This is a genomic window from Phenylobacterium sp. (assembly GCF_041920015.1).
Taxonomy (GTDB): domain Bacteria; phylum Pseudomonadota; class Alphaproteobacteria; order Caulobacterales; family Caulobacteraceae; genus Phenylobacterium.
In genome coordinates this window covers 15361-38495 of sequence record NZ_JAYRST010000026.1, presented here as the reverse complement: position 1 = coordinate 38495, position 23135 = coordinate 15361, and the positions used below count along the sequence as shown (strand labels likewise).

The 23135-nt window shown below is 66.7% G+C and carries 23 protein-coding genes; 1 reads left to right on the top strand and 22 read right to left on the bottom strand.

The window, feature by feature from the left end:
• From dxr to sidA, 9 genes are all read right to left on the bottom strand, one after another.
• Positions 1 to 1021: 1-deoxy-D-xylulose-5-phosphate reductoisomerase (gene dxr, locus ACE3TL_RS07785; RefSeq protein WP_374578148.1), on the bottom strand; the 1021-nt coding region annotated here is incomplete at its 3' end.
• On the bottom strand, positions 1009 to 1851 hold the full coding sequence (locus tag ACE3TL_RS07780) for a phosphatidate cytidylyltransferase (RefSeq protein WP_374578147.1): 843 nt from the start codon (positions 1849 to 1851) through the stop codon (positions 1009 to 1011). The genes dxr and ACE3TL_RS07780, both read right to left, overlap by 13 nt.
• Complete coding sequence (locus ACE3TL_RS07775; RefSeq protein WP_374578146.1) at positions 1829 to 2584, bottom strand: isoprenyl transferase; 756 nt, start codon at positions 2582 to 2584, stop codon at positions 1829 to 1831. Before ACE3TL_RS07775 ends, ACE3TL_RS07780 begins: the two co-directional genes overlap by 23 nt.
• A 35-nt stretch (positions 2585 to 2619) precedes the next feature.
• A complete protein-coding gene (frr, locus tag ACE3TL_RS07770) occupies positions 2620 to 3186 on the bottom strand; it encodes a ribosome recycling factor (protein ID WP_374578145.1) in 567 nt (188 codons plus the stop codon).
• Between the two features lie 41 nt (positions 3187 to 3227).
• On the bottom strand, positions 3228 to 3947 hold the full coding sequence (gene pyrH, locus ACE3TL_RS07765; RefSeq protein WP_374578144.1) for a UMP kinase: 720 nt from the start codon (positions 3945 to 3947) through the stop codon (positions 3228 to 3230).
• Between the two features lie 96 nt (positions 3948 to 4043).
• Positions 4044 to 4979 carry a translation elongation factor Ts gene (gene tsf / locus ACE3TL_RS07760; protein ID WP_374578143.1) on the bottom strand — a complete coding sequence of 312 codons (936 nt, stop codon included), beginning with the start codon at positions 4977 to 4979 and terminating at the stop codon, positions 4044 to 4046.
• A 90-nt stretch (positions 4980 to 5069) separates the two neighbouring features.
• On the bottom strand, positions 5070 to 5888 hold the full coding sequence (gene rpsB, locus ACE3TL_RS07755; RefSeq protein WP_374578142.1) for a 30S ribosomal protein S2: 819 nt from the start codon (positions 5886 to 5888) through the stop codon (positions 5070 to 5072).
• 646 nt (positions 5889 to 6534) lie between these two features.
• On the bottom strand, positions 6535 to 9975 hold the full coding sequence (gene dnaE / locus ACE3TL_RS07750; RefSeq protein WP_374578141.1) for a DNA polymerase III subunit alpha: 3441 nt from the start codon (positions 9973 to 9975) through the stop codon (positions 6535 to 6537).
• A gap of 17 nt (positions 9976 to 9992) precedes the next feature.
• Positions 9993 to 10082: a cell division inhibitor SidA gene (gene sidA / locus ACE3TL_RS07745; RefSeq protein WP_082531887.1), complete on the bottom strand. Its 90-nt coding sequence runs from the start codon at positions 10080 to 10082 to the stop codon at positions 9993 to 9995.
• A 98-nt stretch (positions 10083 to 10180) separates the two neighbouring features.
• Between sidA and ACE3TL_RS07740 the strand changes: the two genes are divergently transcribed.
• Positions 10181 to 10606, top strand: a complete 426-nt coding sequence (locus ACE3TL_RS07740) for a VOC family protein (RefSeq protein ID WP_374578140.1) — start codon at positions 10181 to 10183, stop codon at positions 10604 to 10606.
• Here ACE3TL_RS07740 and ACE3TL_RS07735 read toward each other — a convergent pair.
• The 13 genes from ACE3TL_RS07735 to ACE3TL_RS07675 form a co-directional block, all read right to left on the bottom strand.
• The gene (locus ACE3TL_RS07735) at positions 10603 to 11289 is read right to left on the bottom strand and encodes an ABC transporter ATP-binding protein (RefSeq protein ID WP_374578139.1); all 687 of its coding nucleotides are present in this window, start codon (positions 11287 to 11289) and stop codon (positions 10603 to 10605) included. The two genes, ACE3TL_RS07740 and ACE3TL_RS07735, sit on opposite strands and share 4 nt — an antisense overlap.
• Positions 11282 to 12583 (bottom strand): lipoprotein-releasing ABC transporter permease subunit, encoded by a 1302-nt coding sequence (locus ACE3TL_RS07730; protein WP_374578138.1) that lies wholly within the window; start codon positions 12581 to 12583, stop codon positions 11282 to 11284. The genes ACE3TL_RS07735 and ACE3TL_RS07730 overlap by 8 nt, the downstream gene beginning before the upstream one ends.
• Positions 12584 to 12731: 148 nt before the next feature.
• Positions 12732 to 12995 (bottom strand): DUF1467 family protein, encoded by a 264-nt coding sequence (locus tag ACE3TL_RS07725; protein WP_374578137.1) that lies wholly within the window; start codon positions 12993 to 12995, stop codon positions 12732 to 12734.
• A 110-nt stretch (positions 12996 to 13105) separates the two neighbouring features.
• Complete coding sequence (gene mce / locus ACE3TL_RS07720) at positions 13106 to 13528, bottom strand: methylmalonyl-CoA epimerase (protein WP_374578136.1); 423 nt, start codon at positions 13526 to 13528, stop codon at positions 13106 to 13108.
• Positions 13529 to 13582: 54 nt separating this feature from the next.
• Positions 13583 to 13963: a hypothetical protein gene (locus ACE3TL_RS07715; RefSeq protein ID WP_374578135.1), complete on the bottom strand. Its 381-nt coding sequence runs from the start codon at positions 13961 to 13963 to the stop codon at positions 13583 to 13585.
• A 34-nt stretch (positions 13964 to 13997) separates the two neighbouring features.
• Positions 13998 to 15677 (bottom strand): ribonuclease J, encoded by a 1680-nt coding sequence (locus ACE3TL_RS07710; RefSeq protein WP_374578134.1) that lies wholly within the window; start codon positions 15675 to 15677, stop codon positions 13998 to 14000.
• The gene (locus ACE3TL_RS07705) at positions 15677 to 16453 is read right to left on the bottom strand and encodes a type III pantothenate kinase (RefSeq protein WP_374578133.1); all 777 of its coding nucleotides are present in this window, start codon (positions 16451 to 16453) and stop codon (positions 15677 to 15679) included. The genes ACE3TL_RS07710 and ACE3TL_RS07705 overlap by 1 nt, the downstream gene beginning before the upstream one ends.
• A complete protein-coding gene (locus ACE3TL_RS07700) occupies positions 16437 to 17192 on the bottom strand; it encodes a biotin--[acetyl-CoA-carboxylase] ligase (RefSeq protein WP_374578132.1) in 756 nt (251 codons plus the stop codon). Before ACE3TL_RS07700 ends, ACE3TL_RS07705 begins: the two co-directional genes overlap by 17 nt.
• Positions 17193 to 18635 (bottom strand): NADH-quinone oxidoreductase subunit NuoN, encoded by a 1443-nt coding sequence (gene nuoN / locus ACE3TL_RS07695; protein WP_374578131.1) that lies wholly within the window; start codon positions 18633 to 18635, stop codon positions 17193 to 17195. It lies immediately after the preceding gene.
• Positions 18636 to 18650: 15 nt separating this feature from the next.
• Positions 18651 to 20138, bottom strand: coding sequence for an NADH-quinone oxidoreductase subunit M (locus ACE3TL_RS07690; protein ID WP_374578130.1), 1488 nt, complete (start codon positions 20136 to 20138; stop codon positions 18651 to 18653).
• A gap of 18 nt (positions 20139 to 20156) precedes the next feature.
• Positions 20157 to 22208 carry an NADH-quinone oxidoreductase subunit L gene (gene nuoL, locus ACE3TL_RS07685; protein ID WP_374578129.1) on the bottom strand — a complete coding sequence of 684 codons (2052 nt, stop codon included), beginning with the start codon at positions 22206 to 22208 and terminating at the stop codon, positions 20157 to 20159.
• Between the two features lie 11 nt (positions 22209 to 22219).
• Positions 22220 to 22525, bottom strand: coding sequence for an NADH-quinone oxidoreductase subunit NuoK (gene nuoK / locus ACE3TL_RS07680; protein WP_374578149.1), 306 nt, complete (start codon positions 22523 to 22525; stop codon positions 22220 to 22222).
• Positions 22525 to 23133 (bottom strand): NADH-quinone oxidoreductase subunit J, encoded by a 609-nt coding sequence (locus tag ACE3TL_RS07675; RefSeq protein WP_374578128.1) that lies wholly within the window; start codon positions 23131 to 23133, stop codon positions 22525 to 22527. The genes nuoK and ACE3TL_RS07675 overlap by 1 nt, the downstream gene beginning before the upstream one ends.
• Positions 23134 to 23135: the final 2 nt, after the last annotated feature.

Genomic DNA, 23135 nt, shown 5'->3' with positions numbered 1-23135 from the left:
CAAGGAAGGCGGCCACGGCGACCTCGTTGGCGGCGTTCATCACCGCAGGCGCGGCCCCACCGGCCGCCAATGCTTCTTTGGCGATCTTCAAGGCGGGAAAACGGCGCAGGTCCGGTTCTTCGAAGGTCAATTGCCCGGCGGCGGCCAGATCGAGCTTCGGCGCCGGCCATGGCAGGCGGTCGGGCCAGGCGAAGGCGCAGGCGATCGGTGTGCGCATGTCCGGCGGGCCGAGCTGGGCCAGGGTCGAGCCATCGGCGTACTCGACCAGGCTGTGAATGATCGACTGCGGATGAACCAGCACGTCGACCCGCTCGGCCGGCATGGCGAACAGATAGGCGGCCTCGATCATCTCCAGGCCCTTGTTCATCATGGTCGCCGAATCGATCGAGATCTTCACGCCCATGTCCCACTTGGGGTGCGCGACCGCCTGTTCGGGCGTCGCCTGGGCCATCTGTTCCTGCGTCCAGGTGCGGAACGGCCCGCCGGAAGCGGTCAGGATCAACCGCGCCACATGCTGGGCGTTCATCGGGTCCAGCACCTGGAAGATCGCCGAATGTTCGGAATCGACCGGGATCACGGCCCCGCCGGCGAACTTCGCCGTCCGAAGCAGCGAAGGGCCCGCGCAGACCAGGCTTTCCTTGTTGGCCAGGGCCACGATGGCGCCGGCCTTGGCGGCGGCCATGGTCGGCGCCAGGCCGGCGAAGCCGACGATGGCCGACATCACCCACTGGGCCTCGGCCGCAGCCGCCTCGGCCACCGCGCCGGCGCCGGCGGCGGTCGCTACGCCCGATCCCCGAAGCCGGTCGCGCAGTTCGCCGAGCTTGGTTTCATCCTCGATGACCGCCAGTTTCGGACGCCAGCGCAGCGCCTGTTCCGCAAGTCGCTCGACATTCCTGCCGGCCGTGAGCGCCGAGACCTCGACCTCGGCCTTGGCCTTGTCCAGCAGGTCGAGGGTGGAGACCCCGACCGAGCCGGTCGATCCCAGAACGCTGACGCGGCGTGGCAGGGTCAATGGGCCCATCCCCAATGATTGATCAGCCGGGCGAGCGCCAACACGACGACGGCGAACATCAGCCCGTCGACCCGGTCCAGCAACCCGCCATGCCCGGGGATCAGGTCGCCTGAATCCTTTACGCCAAAGCGGCGCTTCAGCATCGATTCCCAGAGGTCGCCGGCCATGGTCGCAAGGCCTGCGATCAGCCCGATCAGCGCGCCGGCCTGTACGCTGAGGACGATGGCGCTGAACGCAGCCATCGCCGCCCCCGCTCCCGCCGCCGCAGCCAGTCCGCCGAAGAAGCCCGACCAGGTCTTGTTGGGCGAGAACCGCGGCCAGAGCTTGGGACCCTTCAGCGCGCTGCCCACGGCGAAGGCCGCGATGTCGGCCGCCCAGGCGACGACGAACAGCAGCACCGTCCACTGACGCCCCTCGGGCATGCCCCGCAGCCAGACCAGGCAGACGACCGGAATAGCCAGATAGATGACTCCGAACGCCGCATTGGCCGGCCGCTCGGCCACGCCCCGCGCCACCAGGGCCGCCGCCGCCGCGCCAAGCGCCACGGCCGCCCAGGCCAGGACCATGTGATGCTGGAAGGCCAGGAACGCTCCAGCCAGCACCGCGACAGTCAGGGCCGTGGAGACGCGGACCGGGGCGTAGGGCGCGGTCATCGCCCCCCATTCGATCGCCAGCAGGGCGACGGCGACGGCCACCAGCACCAGGAACATCCAGCGCAGGCCCGGCAGGTCGGCGAACCACACCGCGCCCAGCACCGCCGGCACGAGGACGACGGCGGAGGCCACTCTGACGCCCAGATTGGACCAGTCGAAGCGTCTAGCCGGCGGCAAGGACGTCATCGGCCACGGCGCCGCCGTAGCGCCGCTCGCGCTTCTGGAATTCTTCGATGGCCGCATGCAGGTACGCGGCGTTGTAGTCGGGCCACAGCACGTCCTGGAAGACGAACTCCGAATAGGCCGTTTCCCACAGCAGGAAATTGGAGAGCCGCTGTTCGCCGCTGGTGCGAATCACCAGGTCCGGGTCCGGCGTCCCGCCGGTCGACAGACGGCGCGAGACCGCGTCCTCGTCGATGGTCTCGGGGTCGAGGCGGCCCTCGGCCGCCTCCTTGGCCAGGGCGCGGGCCGCATCGACGAGATCGGCGCGGCCGCCATAGTTGAAGGCCACCTGCAGGAAGAAGCGGTCGTTATGAGCAGTCTGACGCTCGGCCCGCTCGACGATCTCGGCGATATCGGGCGGCAGTCCGTCCCGGCGGCCGAGAATACGCACCCGCACGCCCTCGCGCGCCAGCTTGTCGAGGTCGGAGTTCACATAGAGCTTCAGCAGCCGCATGACCTCGGCGACCTCGCCGGCCGGGCGGCGCCAGTTCTCGGTGGAGAACGCATAGAGCGTGAGCCAGCGCACGCCTTGGTCTGGCGCAGCCTCGACCACGCGGCGGATCGCATCCACGCCCTTGGGATGGCCCACCTGGCGCGGCAGGCCTCGGCGCTTGGCCCAGCGGCCATTGCCGTCCATCACGATCGCCACGTGCAGTGGCGCGTCCGGCGCAGGCTGCTTTTGGTCGACCGGGGCCATTGGGTTCCTATGCGTCCTCACCCGAGATCCGCAGACTAAATCTGCATGATCTCTTGTTCCTTGGTTTTCAAGGCTTCGTCGACCCGCTTGATCGTCTCGTCGGTGAACTTCTGTATCTCGCCTTCCATGCGGTGCAGCTCGTCCTGGGTGATGACGCTGTCCTTCTCGGCCTTCTTCAGGTCGTCGTTAGCGTCGCGGCGGACGTTGCGGATGGCCACCTTCTGCTGCTCGGCGTACTTGCCGGCGAGCTTGGCGATCTCCTTGCGGCGTTCCTCGGTCAGCGGCGGGATCGGGATACGCAGGCTCTGGCCATCCACGACCGGGTTCAGCCCCAGGCCCGAATTGCGGATCGCCTTCTCGACCGAGACCACCAGGCCGCGGTCCCAGATGTTGACGCTGATCGAGCGCGGCTCGGGCACGCTGACGGCGCCGACTTGGTTGATCGGTACGGTCGACCCGTAGGCCTCGACCATCACCTGGTCGAGCAGACTGGCGGAGGCGCGGCCCGTCCGCAGGCTGGCGAACTCTTCCTTCAGGGCGGCGAACGCCTTGTCCATGCGGTCCCGGTACTTCGACAGAACCGGCTTTTCCCCAGCAGCCATAGGATCTTCTCCTGGATTTCTCTTGTACTGTCCGTGAGGCGTCAGGCGATCGTCGTGAAGACGCCCTGCCCCTTCAGAACCTTGAGGAAGTTGCCCCGTTCGCGGATCGAGAAGACCACGATCGGAATCTTGTTGTCACGCATGAGCGCGATGGCCGAGGCGTCCATCACCCGCAGGTCCTTGGCCAGGACCTCCTGGTAGCTGAGCGTATCGTAGCGCTGGGCGCTCGGGTCCTTCTTGGGATCGGCGGTGTAGACGCCGTCGACGCTAGTGCCCTTGAAGAGCGCGTCGCAACCCATCTCCGCGGTCCGCAGCGCGGCCGGAGTGTCGGTGGTGAAGAACGGCGCGCCGAGGCCCGCGGCGAAGATGACCACCCGCCCCTTCTCGAGGTGCCGCAGCGCGCGGCGGCGGATATAGGGCTCGCACACCGCGTCCATCGGAATCGCCGACTGCACGCGGGTATAGACGCCGATCTTCTCCAGCGCCCCTTGCAGGGCCAGGGCGTTCATCACCGTCGCCAGCATGCCCATATAGTCGGCGTTGGCGCGGTCCATGCCCTTTCCGGCCAGGGAGACCCCGCGGAAGATGTTGCCGCCGCCGATCACCAGGCACAACTCTATGCCGTGATCGACCACTTCCTTGATGTCTTCGGCGACCGCCTCGATCGTCTTGGTGTCGATGCCGAACAGCGAGTCGCCCATCAGGACCTCGCCCGACATCTTCAAGAGGATCTTCTTGTAGCTGGGCTGGGCGTCGGGCATCGCGGCTTCCGTCGAGAATCTGGCTGGTACTACATAAACCAAGGGCGCCGCACGCGTCGAACGTGCGGCGCCCCTTTAAGGCTCAATCCAGGTCGATCAGGCCTGGCCGGTCATCGAAGCCACTTCGGCTGCGAAGTCATCCTGCTTCTTTTCGACGCCTTCGCCCAGGGCGAAGCGTACGAAGCCCTTCACCGCCACCGGCGAGCCGGTTTCCTTGGCGGTGTCGGCGATGAGCTGCTCGATGGTCTGATCCGGGTTCATGACGAAGGGCTGCTTCAGCAGAACCACTTCTTCCTGCCACTTGCGGATCCGGCCTTCGATCATCTTCTCGACGACGGCCAGAGGCTTGCCCGATTCCAGCGCCTGGTCGGTCAGGAACTTCTTTTCCTTCTCGACGACGGCCTGGTCGAGGTCGCCCTCGGTCAGGGCCAGCGGCGGGGTCGGGGTGCCGGCGACGTGCAGCGCGATCTTGCGGCCCACGTCCTTCAGCACCGCCTGGTCGCCGGCGCCTTCCAGAGCCACCAGCACGCCCAGTCGGCCGACGCCGTCACCCTGCGCATTGTGCAGGTAGAGGGCCACCGCGCCTTCGTTCACCGAAAGGCGGGCCGAGCGGCGCAGGCGCATGTTCTCGCCGATGGTCGCGATCAGGTTGGTGATCACGTCGCTGACGACTTCGCCCGAGGCGGTCTTGGCCGCGGTGATCGCGTCCACGCCTTCGACGGTCAGGCCGACGGTCGCGAACTCGCGAGCCGCGTTCTGGAACATCTCGTTCTTCGAGACGAAGTCGGTCTCGGCGTTGAACTCCACCAGCACGCCGGTCTTGCCGTCGTCGCTGAGCTTGCCGGCCACCAGGCCTTCGGCCGCGGCGCGGTCGGACTTCTTGGCGGCCTTCGAGAGGCCCTTGGTGCGCAGCCAATCGATGGCCGCTTCCATGTCGCCGTTGTTTTCCTGCAAGGCCTTCTTGCAGTCCATCATGCCGGCGCCGGACTTTTCGCGCAGATCCTTGACCAGCGCAGCGGTGATTTCCGCCATGGTCAGCTCCTTATCAGTCGCAATGGGTTTGACCGGACCCTGGATAGGGCCCGGTCATGATCGTTTGACGTCAAGCCGAGGAACGCGTCCTCAGGCTTGCGGTTGTTCCTCGGCCGGAGCCTCGGCGACCGGCGCCGCTTGCGGCTCCGGCGAAAGCTCTCGGGCGAGGGTCGGCTCGATCGGCGCGACCGAGGCGCCCAGGTCGACGCCGGCGGCCGATTGGCCCGCGGCCAGGCCGTCGAGGACGGCGTCGGCCATCAGGTCGCAATAGAGCTGGATGGCGCGCGCGGCGTCATCGTTGCCCGGGATCGGATAGGTGATGCCGTCCGGATCGCAGTTGGTGTCGAGGATCGCGATCACCGGGATGTTCAGCTTGCGGGCTTCCTGGATCGCGATCGCTTCCTTGTTGGTGTCGATCACGAACATCAGGTCCGGAATGCCGCCCATGTCCTTGATGCCGCCCAGCGACAGCTCGAGCTTGTCGCGCTCGCGCGTCATCTGCAGCAGTTCCTTCTTGCCGCGGCCCTGGCCCTCGCCTTCCAGCAGGCCTTCCAGCTCGCGCAGGCGGGCGATCGAGCCCGAAACGGTGCGCCAGTTAGTGAGCGTGCCGCCCAGCCAACGGTGGTTCACATAGTATTGGGCGCTGCGCTTGGCGGCGATGGCGACCGGCTCGGCGGCCTGGCGCTTGGTGCCGACGAACAGCACGCGGCCGCCGGAAGCTGCGACTTCGCGCACCTTCACCAGGGCCTGGTGCAGCAGCGGGATGGACTGCGACAGGTCGATGATGTGGATGTTCGACCGCGAACCGAAGATGTAGCGGTCCATCTTCGGGTTCCAGCGGTGGGTCTGGTGGCCGAAGTGGGCGCCAGCTTCCAGGAGCTGACGCATGGAGAATTCAGGAAGCGCCATCGGCTTTTCGTCCTTTTTCCGGTTAACCGCCGCAGGCAAACCCCCAAGCCTGGGGACCGGAATGGATATGGCGGGATGTCTCCCCGCACATCGCCAAACACCTGCGTGTGGAATGTCGCGCCAAATAGGGACTTACGCGCCCAAAAGCAAGCCCCGCCGCGCCCCTGCGCCAACGGCCGGAGCCTCGGCGTCCCGGCCATCCATCATCGGATAAGTTCTATCTTCATCGATCCTCGGCAAGCTGGCACGGTCGGATGACGATCCCGCAGGGTATGGCGGAGCTCTCGGCGGCATATGCAATAGGCTTGAGATCACGCGGAGGGGATCATGACACCCATCATAGCGATCGGGTTGGCTGTCTTGGCTGGCGGCACGCTGCATCCCTCTGGCGGAACGCTGCGTCCATCGACGGGAACCTTCGGACCGACGCCTGCGCCCCGCCCCTTCTATAGCCCGCCGCCACAACAACCTGCGCCACGGCCAAAGGCGCCCGAGCCGCCGCGGACGGCGGACCCAGCCCCCTTCAAGCCCTACCGCCCCTATCAGGGAACGAGCGTCTATTCCGATCCGGCCAAGCCTCCGGGCTACGTAGACTTCTACAAGCCCTGAATCTGCCCGGCGACGGCTGAGGGCCTCTCCGCCGGCCTCAGATATCCTCGACGAACACCACGCCGGGCGCTGTCTTCAGCGCCCCGCGCACCGAAGCATCCAAGGTGAAGCGGCCGGGCAGCTTCATCTCCACTTCGCGTCCGCGATCGATATTGGCGACCAAGATGATCTCGCCGCCGCGGGGATTGCCGACGTTCTCCAGCCGCCGCTTCAAGGCTTCGATCTCGGCGCTGCGCGGGGCGACATGCACCCGCAAACCCGCCACGGCGTTTTCCACAGCCTTGTCCACAGGCTCGGCGTCGTCGCCGAAGAACCTCACCTCGCCGTCGCGGGCCTTGGCCCTGACCTTGATCGCCACCGCCTTGCCAGGTTCCAGCAGGTCGCGGCACTTGCGCAGCGACTCCGGCGGGAACAGCACCTCGTACTCGCCGGTCGGGTCAGACAGGGTGACGAAAGCGAACTTCTCCCCGCTCGACTGCGAGGCGCGCTCCTGCTTGCGCCGCACCACCCCGGCCATGCGGAAAGCTTCGGCCCCGGCCTCGGCCTTGGGGATCACGTCGGCCAACAGGTCGGTGCGCCGGCGGCGCAGGGCTGCGACCATGTCGTCCAGCGGGTGGCCGGAGAGATAGAAGCCGACCGCCGCCAGTTCCTCGTCCAGCCGCTGGACCGGCGTCCAGGGTTCGGCCTTGGGCAGGCGCGGCCGCTGGGCCTCGGCCTGGTCGCCCCCGAACAGCGACCCCTGCGAAGAGGCCCGATCGGCGGCGACGGCCTGGCCGTAGCCGACCAGCACGTCGGCCGCGGCCGCCAGTTGGGCGCGGTCCATGCCCAGGCTGTCGAACGCGCCGGCCCTGGCCAGGGTCTCGAACGCCCGCTTGTTGACCTGCTTGGGATCGACGCGCTCGACGAAATCGAAGATGTCGCGGAACGGCCCGCCTTCCTTGCGGACCTCGACCACATGCTCCATCGCCTGCAGGCCGACATTGCGGATGCCGCCCAAGGCGTAAAGCACCTCGCCGTTCTCGACCTCGAAGTCGGCGGCGCAGAGGTTCACGTCCGGGCTGCGCACCTTCACCCCGAAACGCTTGGCGTCCTGGTAGAAGACCGCAAGCTTGTCGGTATTGGAGATATCGAGGCTCATCGAGGCGGCGAAGAACTCGACCGGCGCGTTCGCCTTCAGCCAGGCGGTCTGATAGGAGACATAGGCGTAGGCGGCCGCATGGCTCTTGTTGAAGCCATAGCCCGCGAACTTGTCCACCAGATCGAAGATTGCGCCGGCCTGCTGACCGGGCACCCCTTTGGCCTCGGCGCCGGAGACGAAGCGCGCGCGCTGCTGCTCCATCTCCTCCTTCTTCTTCTTGCCCATCGCCCGACGCAGCAGGTCGGCGTCGCCGAGGCTGTAACCGGCCAGGATCTGGGCGATCTGCATCACCTGCTCCTGGTAGACGATGATGCCGTAGGTCTCCTTCAGCACCGGCTCCAGGCTCGGGTGCAGATAGTCGATCTCGCGCCGGCCGAACTTGCAGTCGATGAAGGCCGGGATGTTGTCCATCGGGCCCGGGCGGTAGAGGGCGCCGATAGCGGTCACGTCCTCGATACAGTTGGGGCGAAGTTGGCGCAGGGTGTCGCGCATCCCCTGCCCTTCGAACTGGAACACCCCGACGGTGCCGCCGCTGGACAAGAGCTCGTAAGCTGGGACGTCATCGACCCCCAGGGTCGAGAAGTCGATCTCCTGGCCGCGCTTGCGCAGGAACTTCAGCGCCCGGTCGATGACGGTGAGGGTCTTCAGGCCCAGGAAGTCGAACTTCACCAGGCCCGCGCTCTCCACCCACTTCATGTTGAACTGGGTCGCCGGCAACTCCGAGCGCGGATCGCGATAAAGCGGGGTCAGTTCGGTCAGCGGTCGGTCGCCGATCACCACGCCAGCGGCGTGGGTCGAGGCGTTGCGATAGAGGCCTTCGAGCTGCAGCGCCGTCTCCAGCAACTGCTTGACCGCCTCGTCGTCCTGCTTGGCCTGTTGCAGGCGCGGCTCGATCTCGATGGCCTTGGCCAGGGTCACCGGATTGGCCGGGTTGGCCGGCACCATCTTGGCCAGGCGATCGACCAGGCCCAAGGGCAGCTGCAACACCCGGCCGACGTCGCGCAGCACAGCGCGCGCCTGCAGGGTGCCGAAGGTGATGATCTGGGCGACCCGGTCGCGGCCATAATGCTGCTGGACGTAGCTGATGACCTCTTCGCGGCGCTCCTGGCAGAAGTCGATGTCGAAGTCGGGCATCGACACCCGCTCCGGGTTCAGGAAGCGCTCGAACAGCAGCCCATAGCGCAACGGGTCGAGGTCGGTGATGGTCAGCGCATAGGCCACCAGCGAGCCCGCGCCCGATCCCCGGCCTGGCCCGACCGGGATGTCGTGGGCCTTGGCCCACTTGATGAAGTCCGAAACGATCAGGAAGTAGCCCGGGAACCCCATCTGGACGATGATCCCGATCTCCCGATCCAACCGCGCCTCGTACTCCTCGATCGGCACGGCGCCGGCCTGGCCGCTGGCGATGCGCATCTTCAGGCCCTCGCGCGCCTGATGCGCCAGTTCGTCGGCTTCGGAGCGCCCCGCCCCGGTGTCGAAGCGTGGCAGGATCGGATCGCGCTTCTTGACCATGAAGGCGCAGCGCCGAGCGATATCCAGGGTGTTGTCGCAGGCCTCAGGCAGGTCGGCGAACAGGGTCCGCATCTCGGCGGCCGGCTTGAACCAGTGTTCGGCCGTCACCCGCCGGCGCTCGTCCTGGCTGATGAAGGCGCCGTCGGCGATGCAGAGCAGCGCCTCGTGCGCCTCGTACATCGAAGGCTTTGCGAAATAGACGTCGTTGGTGGCGACCAGCGGAATGTCGTGCGCATAGGCGTAGGCGACCAGACCGCCCTCCGCCGCCGCCTCGGCGGGCAGGCCATGCCGTTGCAGCTCGATATAGAAACGGTCGCCGAACGCCCGCGCCATCTCGGCCAGCGCCGCCTCGGCCTCGGCGGTCTTGCCGGCCGCGAACAGCGGATCGACCGGCCCGTCGCCGCCGCCCGACAGCAGGATCAGGCCCTCGGCGCGTTCGGCCACCTTGTCCCAGTGGACCGACACGTCCTCCGAGCCGTCGGACTCCAGATAGCAGAGCGAGGAGAGCTCGCTGAGATTCAGGTATCCCGTCTCGCTCTGAGCCAACAGTACGATGGTGGGGGTCTTGGCCCAGCGTTCGCTCCGGCCGCCGCCGATCCCCGTCACCGGCAAGGCGCAACCGACGATGGGTTGAACGCCCGCATCCTTGGCGGTGACCGAGAACTCCAGCGCGCCGTAGAGATTGGCCCGATCGGCCAGGGCCACGGCCGGCATCTCGGCGGCCTTGGCCAGGCCGCTGATCTTCTCGGCCTTGATCGCGCCTTCCAGCAACGAATAGGCCGAGCGGACCCGCAGGTGGACGAACCCTTCGCTCCCCGCCTCGTTCACCCGCTCACCTCCGCATGTCAGGCGGCCAACTGAGCCACCGCGCACATCATCCAGACAAAACCTGCGACCGACACAAAGGCCAGCGATTCCCGAGCCAAGCGAACCATCTGCGGCGTCCTTGCTGTGAATGTTCCGTTCTTGTTCTTATTTCCCGTTTTGTTCTCACCGTCAAGCTGGTTTAAGGTGGCCCGGCAAGGAGCCTCCAATGGACCAGAGAATCTCGCTGATCACCCTGGGCGTCGACGATCTCGCCCGGTCGCGCGCGTTCTTCGAGGAGGGCTTGGGCTGGAACCCAAGTTCCGCGCAGGACGGCGTCTGCTTCTATCAGTTGCCCGGCCTGGGCCTGGCTCTCTTCGGGCGCGCCGATCTGGCGGACGACGCCAGGCGCCCGGTCGACGGGCGGTTCTCGGGCGTCACCCTGGCGGTGAACGAGCGGTCGCGCGAGGCGGTCGACGCCACCTTCGCCCAGGCGCTGGCGGCGGGCGCGACATCGCTCAAGGCGCCGGAGGACGTCTTCTGGGGCGGCTATTCCGGCTATTTCGCCGACCTGGACGGCCACACCTGGGAGATCGCCTACAATCCCGGCTCGACCATCCACGAGGACGGCTCAACCACCTTCGACGAGAGCTAGAGCCGCTGCTCTTCCAGATGTCCGTCCTTCAAGGCCACGACGCGGTCCATGTGACGGGCGAGGTCCAGATTATGGGTGGCGACCAGGGCCGCCACGCCCTCCTGACGCGCCAGGGCATAGAGGCTTTCGAACACGGCGCTGGAGGTGTGCGGATCGAGATTGCCGGTCGGCTCGTCGGCCAGCAGCAGCCTCGGCGCATTGGCCAGGGCGCGGGCGATGGCCACCCGCTGCTGCTCGCCGCCCGACATCTGGGCCGGCTGATGGTCGACCCGTTCGGCGAGGCCCAGGCTGGACAGGAGTTCGCTCGCGCGGGCCCGGGCCGCCTTGCGCGAGCGCCCGGCGATCATCTGCGGCAGGGCCACATTGTCCAGAGCAGTGAACTCGGCCAGCAGATGGTGCGCCTGGTAGACGAAGCCGACGGTCGCCAGACGGACCCGGGTGCGTTGCCGGTCGCTGAGGTTCGAGCAGTCTCGCCCTTCGACGATGATCTGGCCGGCGTCCGGGTGCTCCAGCAGGCCCGCCGCATGCAGCAATGAGGACTTGCCCGAGCCGGAAGGCCCGATCAGCCCGACGATCTCGCCCGGGCGCACGTCCAGATCGACACCGTTCAGCACGGTCAGGGTCTTGTCGCCGCTTCGATAGGTCCGGCGCAGTCCCCGGATCGAGAGGACCGGATCACTCATAGCGAAGCGCCTCCACCGGATCGAGGCGCGAGGCGCGCCAGGCCGGCGGCAGGGTGGCCAGGAACGACATGGCCAGCGCCCAGAAGGTGATGATCCCCACCTCGCGCCAGTCGATCTTGGCTGGGATGCGGGTCAGGAAATAGACGTCGGAATTGAACACCTGCGCCCCGGTGACCCATTCGACGAACTGCTGAATCTCGCCGATATAGATGCAGAACAGCGAGCCGATCGCCAGGCCCGCCAAGGTGCCCAGCACGCCCACCGAAGCCCCGGCCATGAAGAAGATGCGCAGGATCGAGCCCTGCCCCGCCCCCATGGTGCGCAGGATGGCGATGTCGCGGCCCTTGTTCTTCACCAGCATGACCAGGCCCGAAATGATGTTCATGGCCGCGATGGCCACCAGCATCATCAGGATCAACCGCATCACGTTGCGCTCGACCTTCAGCGCGCCCCAATAGGCGGCGTTCTTTTCGGTCCAGTCGGTGACCAGGGCCGAGGCGCCGGCCGCGCGCGCGACCTCGCCCTTCATGGCGCTGGCCTTGTCCGGATCGGCGATCTTCATTTCCAGGTAGTCGACGCCGCTTTCACGGCCGAAAAACAGTTGGGCCTGGGCGAGGGGCATGTAGATAAAGGCTTGGTCGTATTCACTCATGCCGACCGTGAATGTGCCGGCGATGGTGTAGGTCTTGCGCAGGGGCGTGGCCCCGAACGCTGTCGCTCCCCCGGTCGGCGAGACCAGGCTGAGCTCGTCGCCGGGCCCCAGGCCCAGGGTCTGGGCCAGACGGTCGCCGACCAGGATCATGTCGCCGCCATATTCCCCCTCGCCGAAGCCGGCCATGGTCCCGCGGGTGATGTTGCCGGAAACGATCCGGGTCGCCTTCAGGTCGGCCGGGGTGACGCCCCGCACGATCGCCCCGCTGATCTGGCCGGCGCCCAGCGCCATGGCCTGAGCCTCCACGACCGGCGTCACCTGGATCACGCCGGGCAGGTCGGAGAGCCGCTTGACCACGGCGTCGCGGTTCGGATCGGTCAGCACGCCGCCGGTCACATAGAGGTGGCCGCTGAAGCCGAGGATGCGGCCGAGCAGTTCGGCGCGAAAGCCGTTCATCACGCTCATCACGATGATCAGCACCGCGACCGCCAGCATGATGCCGATGAAGGAGATGACCGAGATCAGCGCCACCCCGCCCTGGCTGCGCTTGGCGCGCAGGTAGCGGGCGGCGACCGACCGTTCCCATTGTCCGAAAGGCGGAGCGCGGCCGTTCAGGCCGCCATTGGCCGATTGTGCGCTCAAGCTCGGACGGCTCCGGCCGCGAAGGAGAGGAAGCGAAGAGGCATGCCTTGGAAAAGCGTCCCGCTGATGTGCGACCGTGATAGCCCGGTTCGCCGGCTTTGCAATGAAAGCCGAGCGAAAAGAAGGCCGTCCGTCGCGCCTCCGGCGGCTATCGCCAGCTCGCCGGAACCTGCGGCAACTGGATCAGCTTGAAGTGCAGCACCAGGAACAGGATCACCCACAGGATCGTGGTGATGATCGTGGTGGTCACGAACTTCTTCTTGAGCTTGGGGTCGACCGGCGCGCCCGGATCGCCGCCATCGCCCTTGTCGATCCCGGCTTCGGCGTGGCTCACCACGCCCAGCGGCAGGACGGAGAACAGCACGGTCCACCAGAGGGTCAGATAGATGGCGATACCGGTGAAGACGCTCATCAGCAGGATTCCTCGTCAGGACTGCATCCAGGCGCCGACTTGGCGCGCCCGACGCTCCCTACCCCCAAGAGCCGGGCCATATCAACGCCGCTGATGGTCGCGCGGGCGGTCTAATGCGCGGCCTTCGGGCTTTCCATCAGTTCGACCAGCACCCCGCCCATGTTCTTCGGATGGACGAAGATCACCGGCGTGCCGTGGGCGCCGATCCGCGGCTCGCCCGTCCCCAGCACCGTCGCGCCCTTGGCCCGCATCTCGTCGCGCGCGGCGATGATGTCGGCGACCTCGAAACAGACGTGGTGCTGGCCGCCGGCTGGGTTCTTGGCGAGAAAGCCGACCAGGGGCGAATCCTCGCCCAGCGGCTCGATCAGCTCGATCTGGCTGTTGGGCAGGTCGACGAAACAGACATAGACGCCCTGTTCCGGCATCGCCCTGGTCTCGGTGATGTTGGTCGCGCCCAGCACGTCGCGATAAAGCTTCACGGACTCGGCGATGGAGGGGGTGGCGACCCCGATGTGGTTCAGTCTTCCGATCATACGCCTCGTATAGACCTGCTCGCGAGCGGGCGCGAGATCACGCCAGGGAAGGCGTCAGACAAAGGAGCCGAGATAGAGCGCCGCCCGACAGGCAAATGTCAGGTTGAGCGCGCCCCAGAGCAGGCGGGGCAGTCTTCGCCCTCCGTCCGGGATCAGCAAAACCACGTGAGCCGCAAGCCCGAGGAGCGGCACAGCCAGTAGTATGAACATGCTCAGGCGGTGGTGCTCCTCGGGCACGACTTGGATCGACGCCGTCGACAGCAGGCTCAAAGCCCAGAACCCGGGCAGGACCAGCAGCCATCGACGCAAATGCGCGTCGTCTGTGGCTCTCGCCAACCAGGCGCCTGCGGTCAGCAGCGCCAGCAGGCCCCAATGGTCGAACGTCGCATAGCGGACGCCCTCCAGCAGCGCTTGCGCAGAGGCGGCCCAACCCAAGCTTTCCCCCAAATCGCTCAGCCGTTGTGGATCATCAGATCCGCAGCACCGTCGTCTCCACAACCGGCCGCTTGCCCCAGATGCGTTGGCTGGCCTTCTTCACCGCGCGGGACATCACGGTCTCGACCTCTTCGTCGAACTCGCGGTCCGCGCCTTGCAGCCGGGCCAGGGCATGGCTGGCCTCCTTGGCCAGGTCCTCGAGCACTTCGTCCATTGGATAGTCCTCGTCGGCCGGCAGGCCGAGCGCGCGCACCTGCGGCCCCGCCGCGATCTTGCCGCGGCCGTCCAGCACGACGCTGACCGCCAGCACGCCGTTATAGGCTGCGTGGCGCCGCTCGCGCAGGGCGTCGCCGTTTTCCGGCGTCAGCACCCCGGCGTCGACATAGATGCGGCCGGCGGGAACCTCGTCGATGATCTCCGCCCGGCCCGGCGCCAGGCGCACCATGTCGCCGTTGCGCGGCGCGACGGTCTGCGGAACCTGCAGATCCTTGGCGAAGGCGGCGTGCTCCAGCAGGTGGCGGCGCTCGCCATGGGTCGGTACAGCGATCTGCGGCCGCGCCCAGGCGTACATCTGCGCCAGCTCGTCGCGGCACGGATGGCCAGAAACGTGGATGCCCGGATGATCGCGCTCGGTGTAGAGGCGCACCCCGCGGTCGGCGAGCCGGTTCTGCAGGTTGCGGATCGGGATCTCGTTGCCCGGGATCACCCGCGAGGAGAAGACGCAGGCGTCCCCCGCCCCCAGCTTCACATGCGGGTGCGATCCGTCGGCGATGCGCGACAGGGCCGCACGCGGCTCGCCCTGGCTGCCGGTGCAGAGGAACAGCACCTCGTTCTCCGGCAAGGCGCCCGCCTGTTGCTCAGACAGGAACTCCCGCACGCCTTCCAGCAGCCCGACCGACCTGGCCGCCGCGGCCATGCGGTGCATCGAGCGCCCGACCAGGCAAACTCCGCGCCCAGCGGCCTCGGCCGCGCGGATCACACTGTCCATGCGCGCGACGTTGGAGGCGAAGCAAGCCACCGCGACCTTGCCGGAGAGCCCGCCGATCAGTCCGGCCAGGGCTTCCTTCACGTCGGCTTCCGAGCCGGACTCCCCATCCACGAAGACGTTGGTGGAATCGCAGACCATGGCCAGGACGCCGTCATCGCCCAGCTTCTGGATCGCCGCCTCGTCCGTGGTCGCCCCCAGCACCGGATCGGGATCGATCTTCCAGTCGCCGGTGTGCAGCACGGTGCCCAGCGGCGTGCGGACCGCCAGGCCGTTCGGCTCGGGAATCGAATGGGTCAGGGTGATCAACTCGACCTCGAACGGGCCAAGCTGGATCTTGCCGCTCAACGGGATTTCGGTGATCTCCGCCTCGGCGCATTCGTCGTTCTCGCGCAGTTTCTCGCGCAGCAGGAAGGCCGTGAACGGCGTCGCATAGAGCGGCGCGCGCAGCTGGGGCCACAGCCACGAAACCGCGCCGATATGATCCTCGTGCGCGTGGGTCAGCACGATGCCGATGATGTCCTTGGCGTAGTCGCGGATGAATTCCGGGTCCGGCAGGATGATCTCGACGCCGGGCGTCGTCTGGTCGCCGAAGGTGACCCCCAAGTCGACCACGATCCACTTGCGCGCATGCGCCGGGCCATAGCCGTAGAGGTTGAAGTTCATGCCGATCTCGTTCGACCCGCCCAGCGGCAGGAAGACGAGTTCGTCCTGGTCTTTTGCTTTCATTACGTCCTTGCCGCCGTATTCCGGCGGTGAATTTCAAGAAGACCGCGGATCGTCAGATCCGGGTCGAAATGGTCGATGGCGGTCGTTGCGCCATGGAACAACGAAGCGACCCCGCCGGTTGCGACGACGGTCATGGCTGTGCCGCGTTCGGCCTTGATGCGGGCGATCAGCCCTTCGATGAGCGCGATATAGCCCCAGAAGACGCCCGATTGCATGGCGCCGACCGTATCGGTGCCTACAACCTTGCGCGGCCGCTGGATCGCCACGCGCGGCAGTTTCGCCGCCGCGCTGTGCAACGCTTCCATAGATAGGTTGATGCCGGGCGCGATCACACCCCCCTCGAAACCGCCATCGCCGGCGATGACGTCGAAGGTGGTGGCCGTACCGGAGTCGATGACGATCAGATCGCCCGAATAGACGATGTGCGCGCCCAGGGCGTTGACCAGACGGTCGGCGCCGGCCTCTGACGGCTTGTCGATCCGTACCTGGATGCCGAGGTCGGCGTTCTCGCCGATGACCAGCGGTTCGACGTGCAGATAGCGGCGGGCCAGGTTGCGCAGGTTGAAGATCGACTGCGGCACGACGCTCGAGATGATGCAGGCGTCGAGCACCCCGAACTGCAAGCCCGCCATGTGCAGAAGTTGCGAGAGCCAGACCGCATATTCATCGGCCGTACGGCTGGAATCGGTCGCCGCCCGCCACTGGGCGATCCAGGTCTCACCGTCGTGAACGGCGAACAGGGTGTTGGTGTTGCCTTGCTCAATGGCCAGCAGCATCCGGGCCTCCAAAGAAGACATCGCCCGCGGTGATCCGCATCACGCTTCCGTCGTCCAGCCGCAGGCGCAAGGCGCCGTCGAGCTCCAGTCCCTCGGCGACTCCTCGGAAGGTCTGATTGGGCAGCCGCGCTTCGCAAGGCTCTCCCAGGCCTTGCGCCAACCGCGTCCAGCCCTCGGCGATCGGTGCAAAGCCGCCAGCTTCCCATTGCGCGCGCCAGTGTTCGAACCGGGCCGCCAGGATCTCCAGGGCGTCGAGCGGCGCCGGCGGCGGCGCGGCCATGTGTTCTGCGAACGAAGTCGCCGGCCGCTCCACATTGGTCGGCGCCTCGGCCAGATTGACACCGATGCCGACCGCCAGCCAGATCGTCCCGTCGGGCCGCGTCCCGGACTCGATCAGGATGCCGACCGCCTTGCGGCCGTAGATCATGACGTCGTTGGGCCATTTCAGGCGGGCCGCGCCCGGCCCGATGCAGGTCTGCGCCAGTTCGGCTGCGGCCAGGGCCGCCACGAACGAGAGCTGCGCAGCCTCCACCGGCGGCTTGGCGGTCGTCATCAGCAAGGTCGCAGCCAGGTTGCCGCTGGAGGTCGTCCAGGGCCGCCCCCGCCGGCCATGGCCGGCGGTCTGGCGCCGGGCCATGATCCAGAGGGGGCCGGTCTCCCCCGTCTCGGCGCGTCGCCACGCCTCGGCGTTGGTGGAGTCCAGTTCCTCGTGGGCTTCGACCGGCGGGTGGCTTCCCACCTAGGTGGCGAGTCCGAAGGCGAGCGCCGCCGCCTTGGCCAGCGGGTCGAGGAAGACCAGGGCGCCGAGCACGACGGGGAACGAGAAGATCGCCGCCCCGATGGCCACGGCCTGAGCCTCGCCCGGCGCCTTGTCGACCTGGCCGGGCGCTGCGTCGAACCACATCACCTTGAGCAGGCGCAGATAGTAGAAGGCGGCGACGACGCTGCCGATCAGGCCCAGCACGGCGGCGGTCACGATCATCGGTTCGCCGACGTTCAGCGCGGCCTTGAAGACGTAGAACTTCGCCCAAAAGCCGGAAAACGGCGGCAGGCCGAGCGCCGACAGCGAGAAGGCGGTCATGGCCAGAGCCAGGCCCGGGCGCTCCTTGAAGAGGCCGGCCATGTCCTCGATGGTCTCCATCGGGCGGCCTTCGCGCGAGAGCGCCGTCAGACATGCGAAGAAGCCCGTGACGTCGATCAGGTAGAGGATCATGAAGACCAGCATGGCCTGCATGCCCTCGGTCGTGCCTGCCGCCAGCGCCAGGATGGCGTAGCCGACATTGGCGATCGAGGAATAGGCCCACAGGCGCTTCAGGTTCTTCTGCGCCAGGCCCGCAAAGGCGCCGACGAAGATCGACAGCAGGGCGATCAGCACCAGCACCTGGCGCCATTGCGCCGCCGCCCCCTCGAAGCCTTCCGAAAGGATGCGAGCGAACAGCACCATGGCCGCCAGCTTCGGCGCCCCGGCGAAGAAGGCGACGACCGGGGTCGGCGCGCCCTCGTAGACGTCGGGCGTCCACATGTGGAACGGCGCGGCCGAAACCTTGAACGCCAGGCCGCAGATCACGAAGACCAGGCCGAACAGCACGCCTGTCCCGGCGCCCGCCTGCACCGACACCGCGATGTCCTCGAACTTGGTCGAGCCGGCGAAGCCGTAGACCAGCGAGGCGCCGTAGAGCAGCAGGCCCGAGGACAAGGCGCCGAGCACGAAATACTTCAGGCCCGCTTCCGAAGCCTTGGCGTCCTCACGGTGCATGGCCGCCAGCACGTAGAGCGCCAGCGAGTGCAGTTCCACGCCCATATAGAGCGAGATCAGGTCGCCGGACGAAGCCATCATGCCCATGCCGAGCGCCGCCAGCAGCACCAGGATCGGGAACTCGAAATTGCGGATCGCCTTGCGCTCGAACCACTTCTGGCCGAGCAGGATCGCGACCGCGCTGGCCAGGTAAATGGCCACCTTGGCGAAGGCCGAGGCGTTGTCGGCGACCATGCCGCCGGAGAAGCCGCGGCCGATCGGTCCGACCGCGGCGGCCCAGGCGGCGATCACCAGCGCGCCGATCGAGGCGATCATCAGGGCCGTGGTGGCCCGCGGCGAGAAGGCCCCGATCACCAGGAGGCCGAGGGCGCCGACCGCCAGGATCAGTTCCGGCGCGGCAAGAGCAAGGTCGTGGGAAAAGGTCATGTGACTTTCAGGTCCTCACCCGCCGATGGCCGCCTGATAGGCCGCAGCGAGGCTGTCGACCGAGGCTTGGGTCAGATCGAAGACGGCGGCCGGATAGACGCCGAGGTACAGGGTCATGGCGATCAGCGGCGTGAAGATCGCCACCTCGCGCCAGTCGAGGTCGGTGATGTCGGCCAGCTTCGGGTTGGTCAGTTCGCCGAACACCACGCGCCGGTAGAGGCTGAGCGCATAGACCGCCGAGAAGATCACGCCCGAGGCTGCGACGACCGCCGTCCAGGTCGAGACATGATAGGCGCCGGTCATGGTGGTGATTTCACCGATGAAGCCCGAGGTGCCGGGCAGGCCGACATTGCCCATGGTGAACAGCATGAAGGTCGCCGCGTACCAGGGCATGCGGCTGACCAGCCCGCCGTAGAAGGCGATCTCGCGGGTGTGCATGCGGTCGTAGACCACGCCGACGCAGAGGAAGAGCGCGCCGGAGATCACCCCGTGGCTCAGCATCTGGAAGATCGCGCCCTGCAGGCCGACGTCGTTGCCCGAGAAGATGCCCATGGTCACGAAGCCCATGTGCGCGACCGACGAATAGGCGATCAGCTTCTTCATGTCGGGCTGACGGAAGGCGACCAGCGAGGTGTAGACCACGGCGATCACGCTCAGCGCGAAGACCAGCGGCGTGAACAGGTCCGACGCCTGCGGGAACATCGGCAGCGAGAAGCGCAGGAAGCCGTAGCCGCCCATCTTCAGGAGGATGCCCGCCAGGATGACCGAACCCGCGGTCGGCGCCTCGACGTGGGCGTCGGGCAGCCAGGTGTGCACCGGCCACATCGGCATCTTCACCGCGAACGAGGCGAAGAAGGCCAGCCACAGCCAGGTCTGCAGATTGGCGTCGAACTTGTAGGTCATCAGTTCGGGGATCGAGGAGGTGCCGGCCACGCCGATCATCACCAGGATCGCCGCCAGCATCAGCACCGAGCCGAGCAGGGTGTAGAGGAAGAACTTGTAGGCCGCATAGACCCGGTTCTTGCCGCCCCAGATGCCGATGATCAGGAACATCGGCACCAGGCCGAACTCGAAGAACAGGTAGAACAGCACCAGGTCCAGCGCGCAGAACACGCCGATGACCAGGGTCTCGAGCACCAGGAAGGCGACCATGTATTCCGGCACGCGCTTCTCGATCGAGTTCCACGAAGCGGCGATACAGATCGGCATCAGGAACGCGGTCAGCAGCACGAACAGGATCGAGATCCCGTCGACGCCCATCCGGTAGTGCAGGCCGGCGAACCAGGCATGGTCCTCCAGGAACTGGAAGCCGGGATTGGCCGGGTCGTACTGGGCCACCAGCAGCAGCGAGAACGCGAAGGTGGCCAGCGTCGTGACGAAGGCGATCCACTTCACGGCGTTCACCGCCTTGGCGTCTTCCGAGGTGCGGAAGGCGCGCAGCAGCAGGATGGCCGCCACGCCGACCAGCGGCGTGAAGGTCGTGAGGGAGAGAATACCGGTCATGGGACTGATCCCCTCCCCTTACGCCCAGGCCCAGAGCGCGTAGGACAGCAGTCCCGCGACGCCGAGCAGCATGACGAATGCATAGTGATAGACATAGCCGCTCTGTAGTCGCCCGGCCCCCCGGCCGACCGCGTAGGACGTGGCCGCGACTCCGTTCGGCCCTAGGCCGTCGATGATCTTCTGGTCGCCGCCCTTCCAGAACAGGTCGCCCAGGAACTTGGTCCCCCGAACGAAGGTCGCCTCGTAGAGCTCGTCGAAGAACCACTTGTTGTAGAGGAAGGTCCAGAGCGGTCCCTTGCGGGCGGCGATCGCCGCGCCCAGGCCTTCACGCATGATGTAGACGTAGAAGGCGCCGGCGAAGCCCAGGGCCGAGACCACCAGCGGCGCCCACTTCACCCAGGTCGGCGAATGGTGCGCATGCTCCAGCACGTGGTTGCTCGCGCCATTGAAGATTGCTCCGCGCCAGAACTCCTTCCAGCCTTCGCCCACGAAGTTGTCGACGAAGACGAAGCCGGCGGCCACGGCGCCGAACGCCAGCAGCAGCAGCGGAACCAGCATCACCCCAGGGCTTTCGTGCGGCTTGTGGTCGTGACCATGACCGTGATCGTCGTGGCCATGCGCATCGGCATGGGCGTGATCCTTGCCGTGGGCGTGGTCGTCGTGATGGGCGCCCGCGCCCCACTTGGCCGTGCCGTGGAAGGTCATGAAGGTCAGGCGCCACGAATAGAACGCCGTCAGGCCCGCGGCGAAGACGCCGACCACGAAGGCGAAGTAGGCGACGCCGCCATAGGCCTGGCCGGCGGCGAAGGCGCTCTCGATGATGGTGTCCTTCGAATAGAAGCCGGCGAAGCCCAGGTGCAGGTTCGGCAGGCCGAACCCGGTGATGGCCAGCGTGCCGATGGTCATCACCGCATAGGTGACCGGCAGGTACTTCCACAGCGCGCCCATCTTCCGCATGTCCTGCTCGTGGTGCATGCCATGGATCACCGAACCGGCGCCCAGGAACAGCAGGGCCTTGAAGAAGGCGTGGGTGAACAGGTGGAACATGGCCGCCTGATAGGCGCCCACGCCGGCGGCGAAGAACATGTAGCCGAGCTGCGAACAGGTCGAATAGGCGATGACCCGCTTGATGTCGTTCTGGGCCAGACCCACGGTCGCAGCGAAGAGGGCCGTGACCGCGCCGATCATGGTGACGATCTGCTTGGCGTAGGGCGCGTACTCGAACATCGGCGAGAGCAGGCAGACCATGTAGACGCCCGCGGTCACCATGGTCGCGGCGTGGATCAGGGCCGAGACCGGGGTCGGGCCCTCCATCGCGTCGGGCAGCCAGGTGTGCAGGAAGAACTGGGCAGACTTGCCCATGGCGCCCACGAACAGCAGAGCGCAGGCGAGGTCGACGGCGTGCCAGTAGGAGCCGGCGAACCACCAGCCTTCGCCGGCCATGGCCGCGACCTTCGGAAACACCTCGGCGAACTGGATCGAACCGAACATCCAGAAGACCGTCATGATGCCGAGCGCGAAGCCGAAGTCGCCGACGCGGTTGACCACGAAAGCCTTGATCGAGGCGGCGTTGGCGCTGGGCTTCTTGAACCAGAAGCCGATCAGCAGGTAGCTCGCCAGGCCCACGCCTTCCCAGCCGAAGAAGAGCTGCATGAAGTCGGCGGCCGTCACCAGCGCCAGCATGGCGAAGGTGAACAGCGACAGATAGGCGAAGAACCGCGGCTTGGAGTCGTCCTCGGCCATGTAGCCCCACGAATAGACGTGGACCAGGCTAGAGACGCTGGTGACCACCACCAGCATGACCGCCGACAGGCCGTCCAGACGGATCGACCAGTTCGACTGGAAGTCGCCGATGTTGATGAACGGCAGCAGTTGGATCGTGAACGGCTCCAGGCCGCCCCAGGTCCACTTGGTAAAGAGGGTCCACGACAGCGCCGCGGCCAGCAGCAGAAGGCCGGTCGTCACGCTCTGCGAGGCGACGTTGCCGATGCGGCGGCCGAACAGGCCGGCGATGATCGCTCCGACCAGCGGGGCGAAGACGAGGATGGTGATCAGAGACTGCGGTGTCATGTCTTGGTCCGTCAGCCCTTCATCATCGAGACGTCGTCCACGGCGATGTCGCCGCGGTTACGGAAGAAGGTGACTAGGATGGCCAGGCCCACGGCCGCCTCGGCGGCGGCCACGGTCAGGACGAACATGGCGAAGATCTGCCCCACGACATTGTGGAGATAGACCGAGAACGCCACGAGGTTGATGTTCACGGCGAGCAGAAGCAGCTCGATCGACATCAGGATGACGATGATGTTCTTGCGGTTCACGAAGATCCCGAACACCCCGATGGTGAACAGGATCGCGGCCACCGCGAGATAGTGGGTGAGCCCGATGATCATTGCTCGATCCCCTGCCCCGGCTTGATCTGGACGATGCGCATGCCGCTCTTCGGCGTGCGGGCCACCTGGTCGACGATCGACTGGCGGCGCACGCCCGGCTTGTGGCGCAGGGTCAGCACGATGGCGCCGATCATGGCCACCAGCAGCACCAGCCCTGCGGCTTGGAAGAAGTAGACGTAGTCGGTGTAGAGCACGTGGCCGATCGTCTCGATATTCGGAAGCTCGGGATGGAGCTGCGGGCCATCGGCCTTCGGAACCCCGCCGGTGGCCGCGGCCGTGGCGATCACGATCATTTCCACCGCCAGGACGCCGGCCACCAGGCCGCCGACCGGCATGTAGCGCGCGAAACCCTGCCGAAGCGCCGCGAAGTCGACGTCCAGCATCATGACCACGAACAGGAACAGCACCGCGACCGCGCCGACATAGACGACGACCAGCAGCATCGCGAGGAACTCCGCGCCCATGGTCACGAAGAGGCCCGCGGCCGAGAAGAAGCTGAGGATCAGGAACAGCACCGAATGCACCGGGTTTCGGGATGAAACCACCCCGAATCCTGCGCCCACGGTCACCGCCGCCAGCAGGTAGAATGCGATCGCCAAGGCCATGA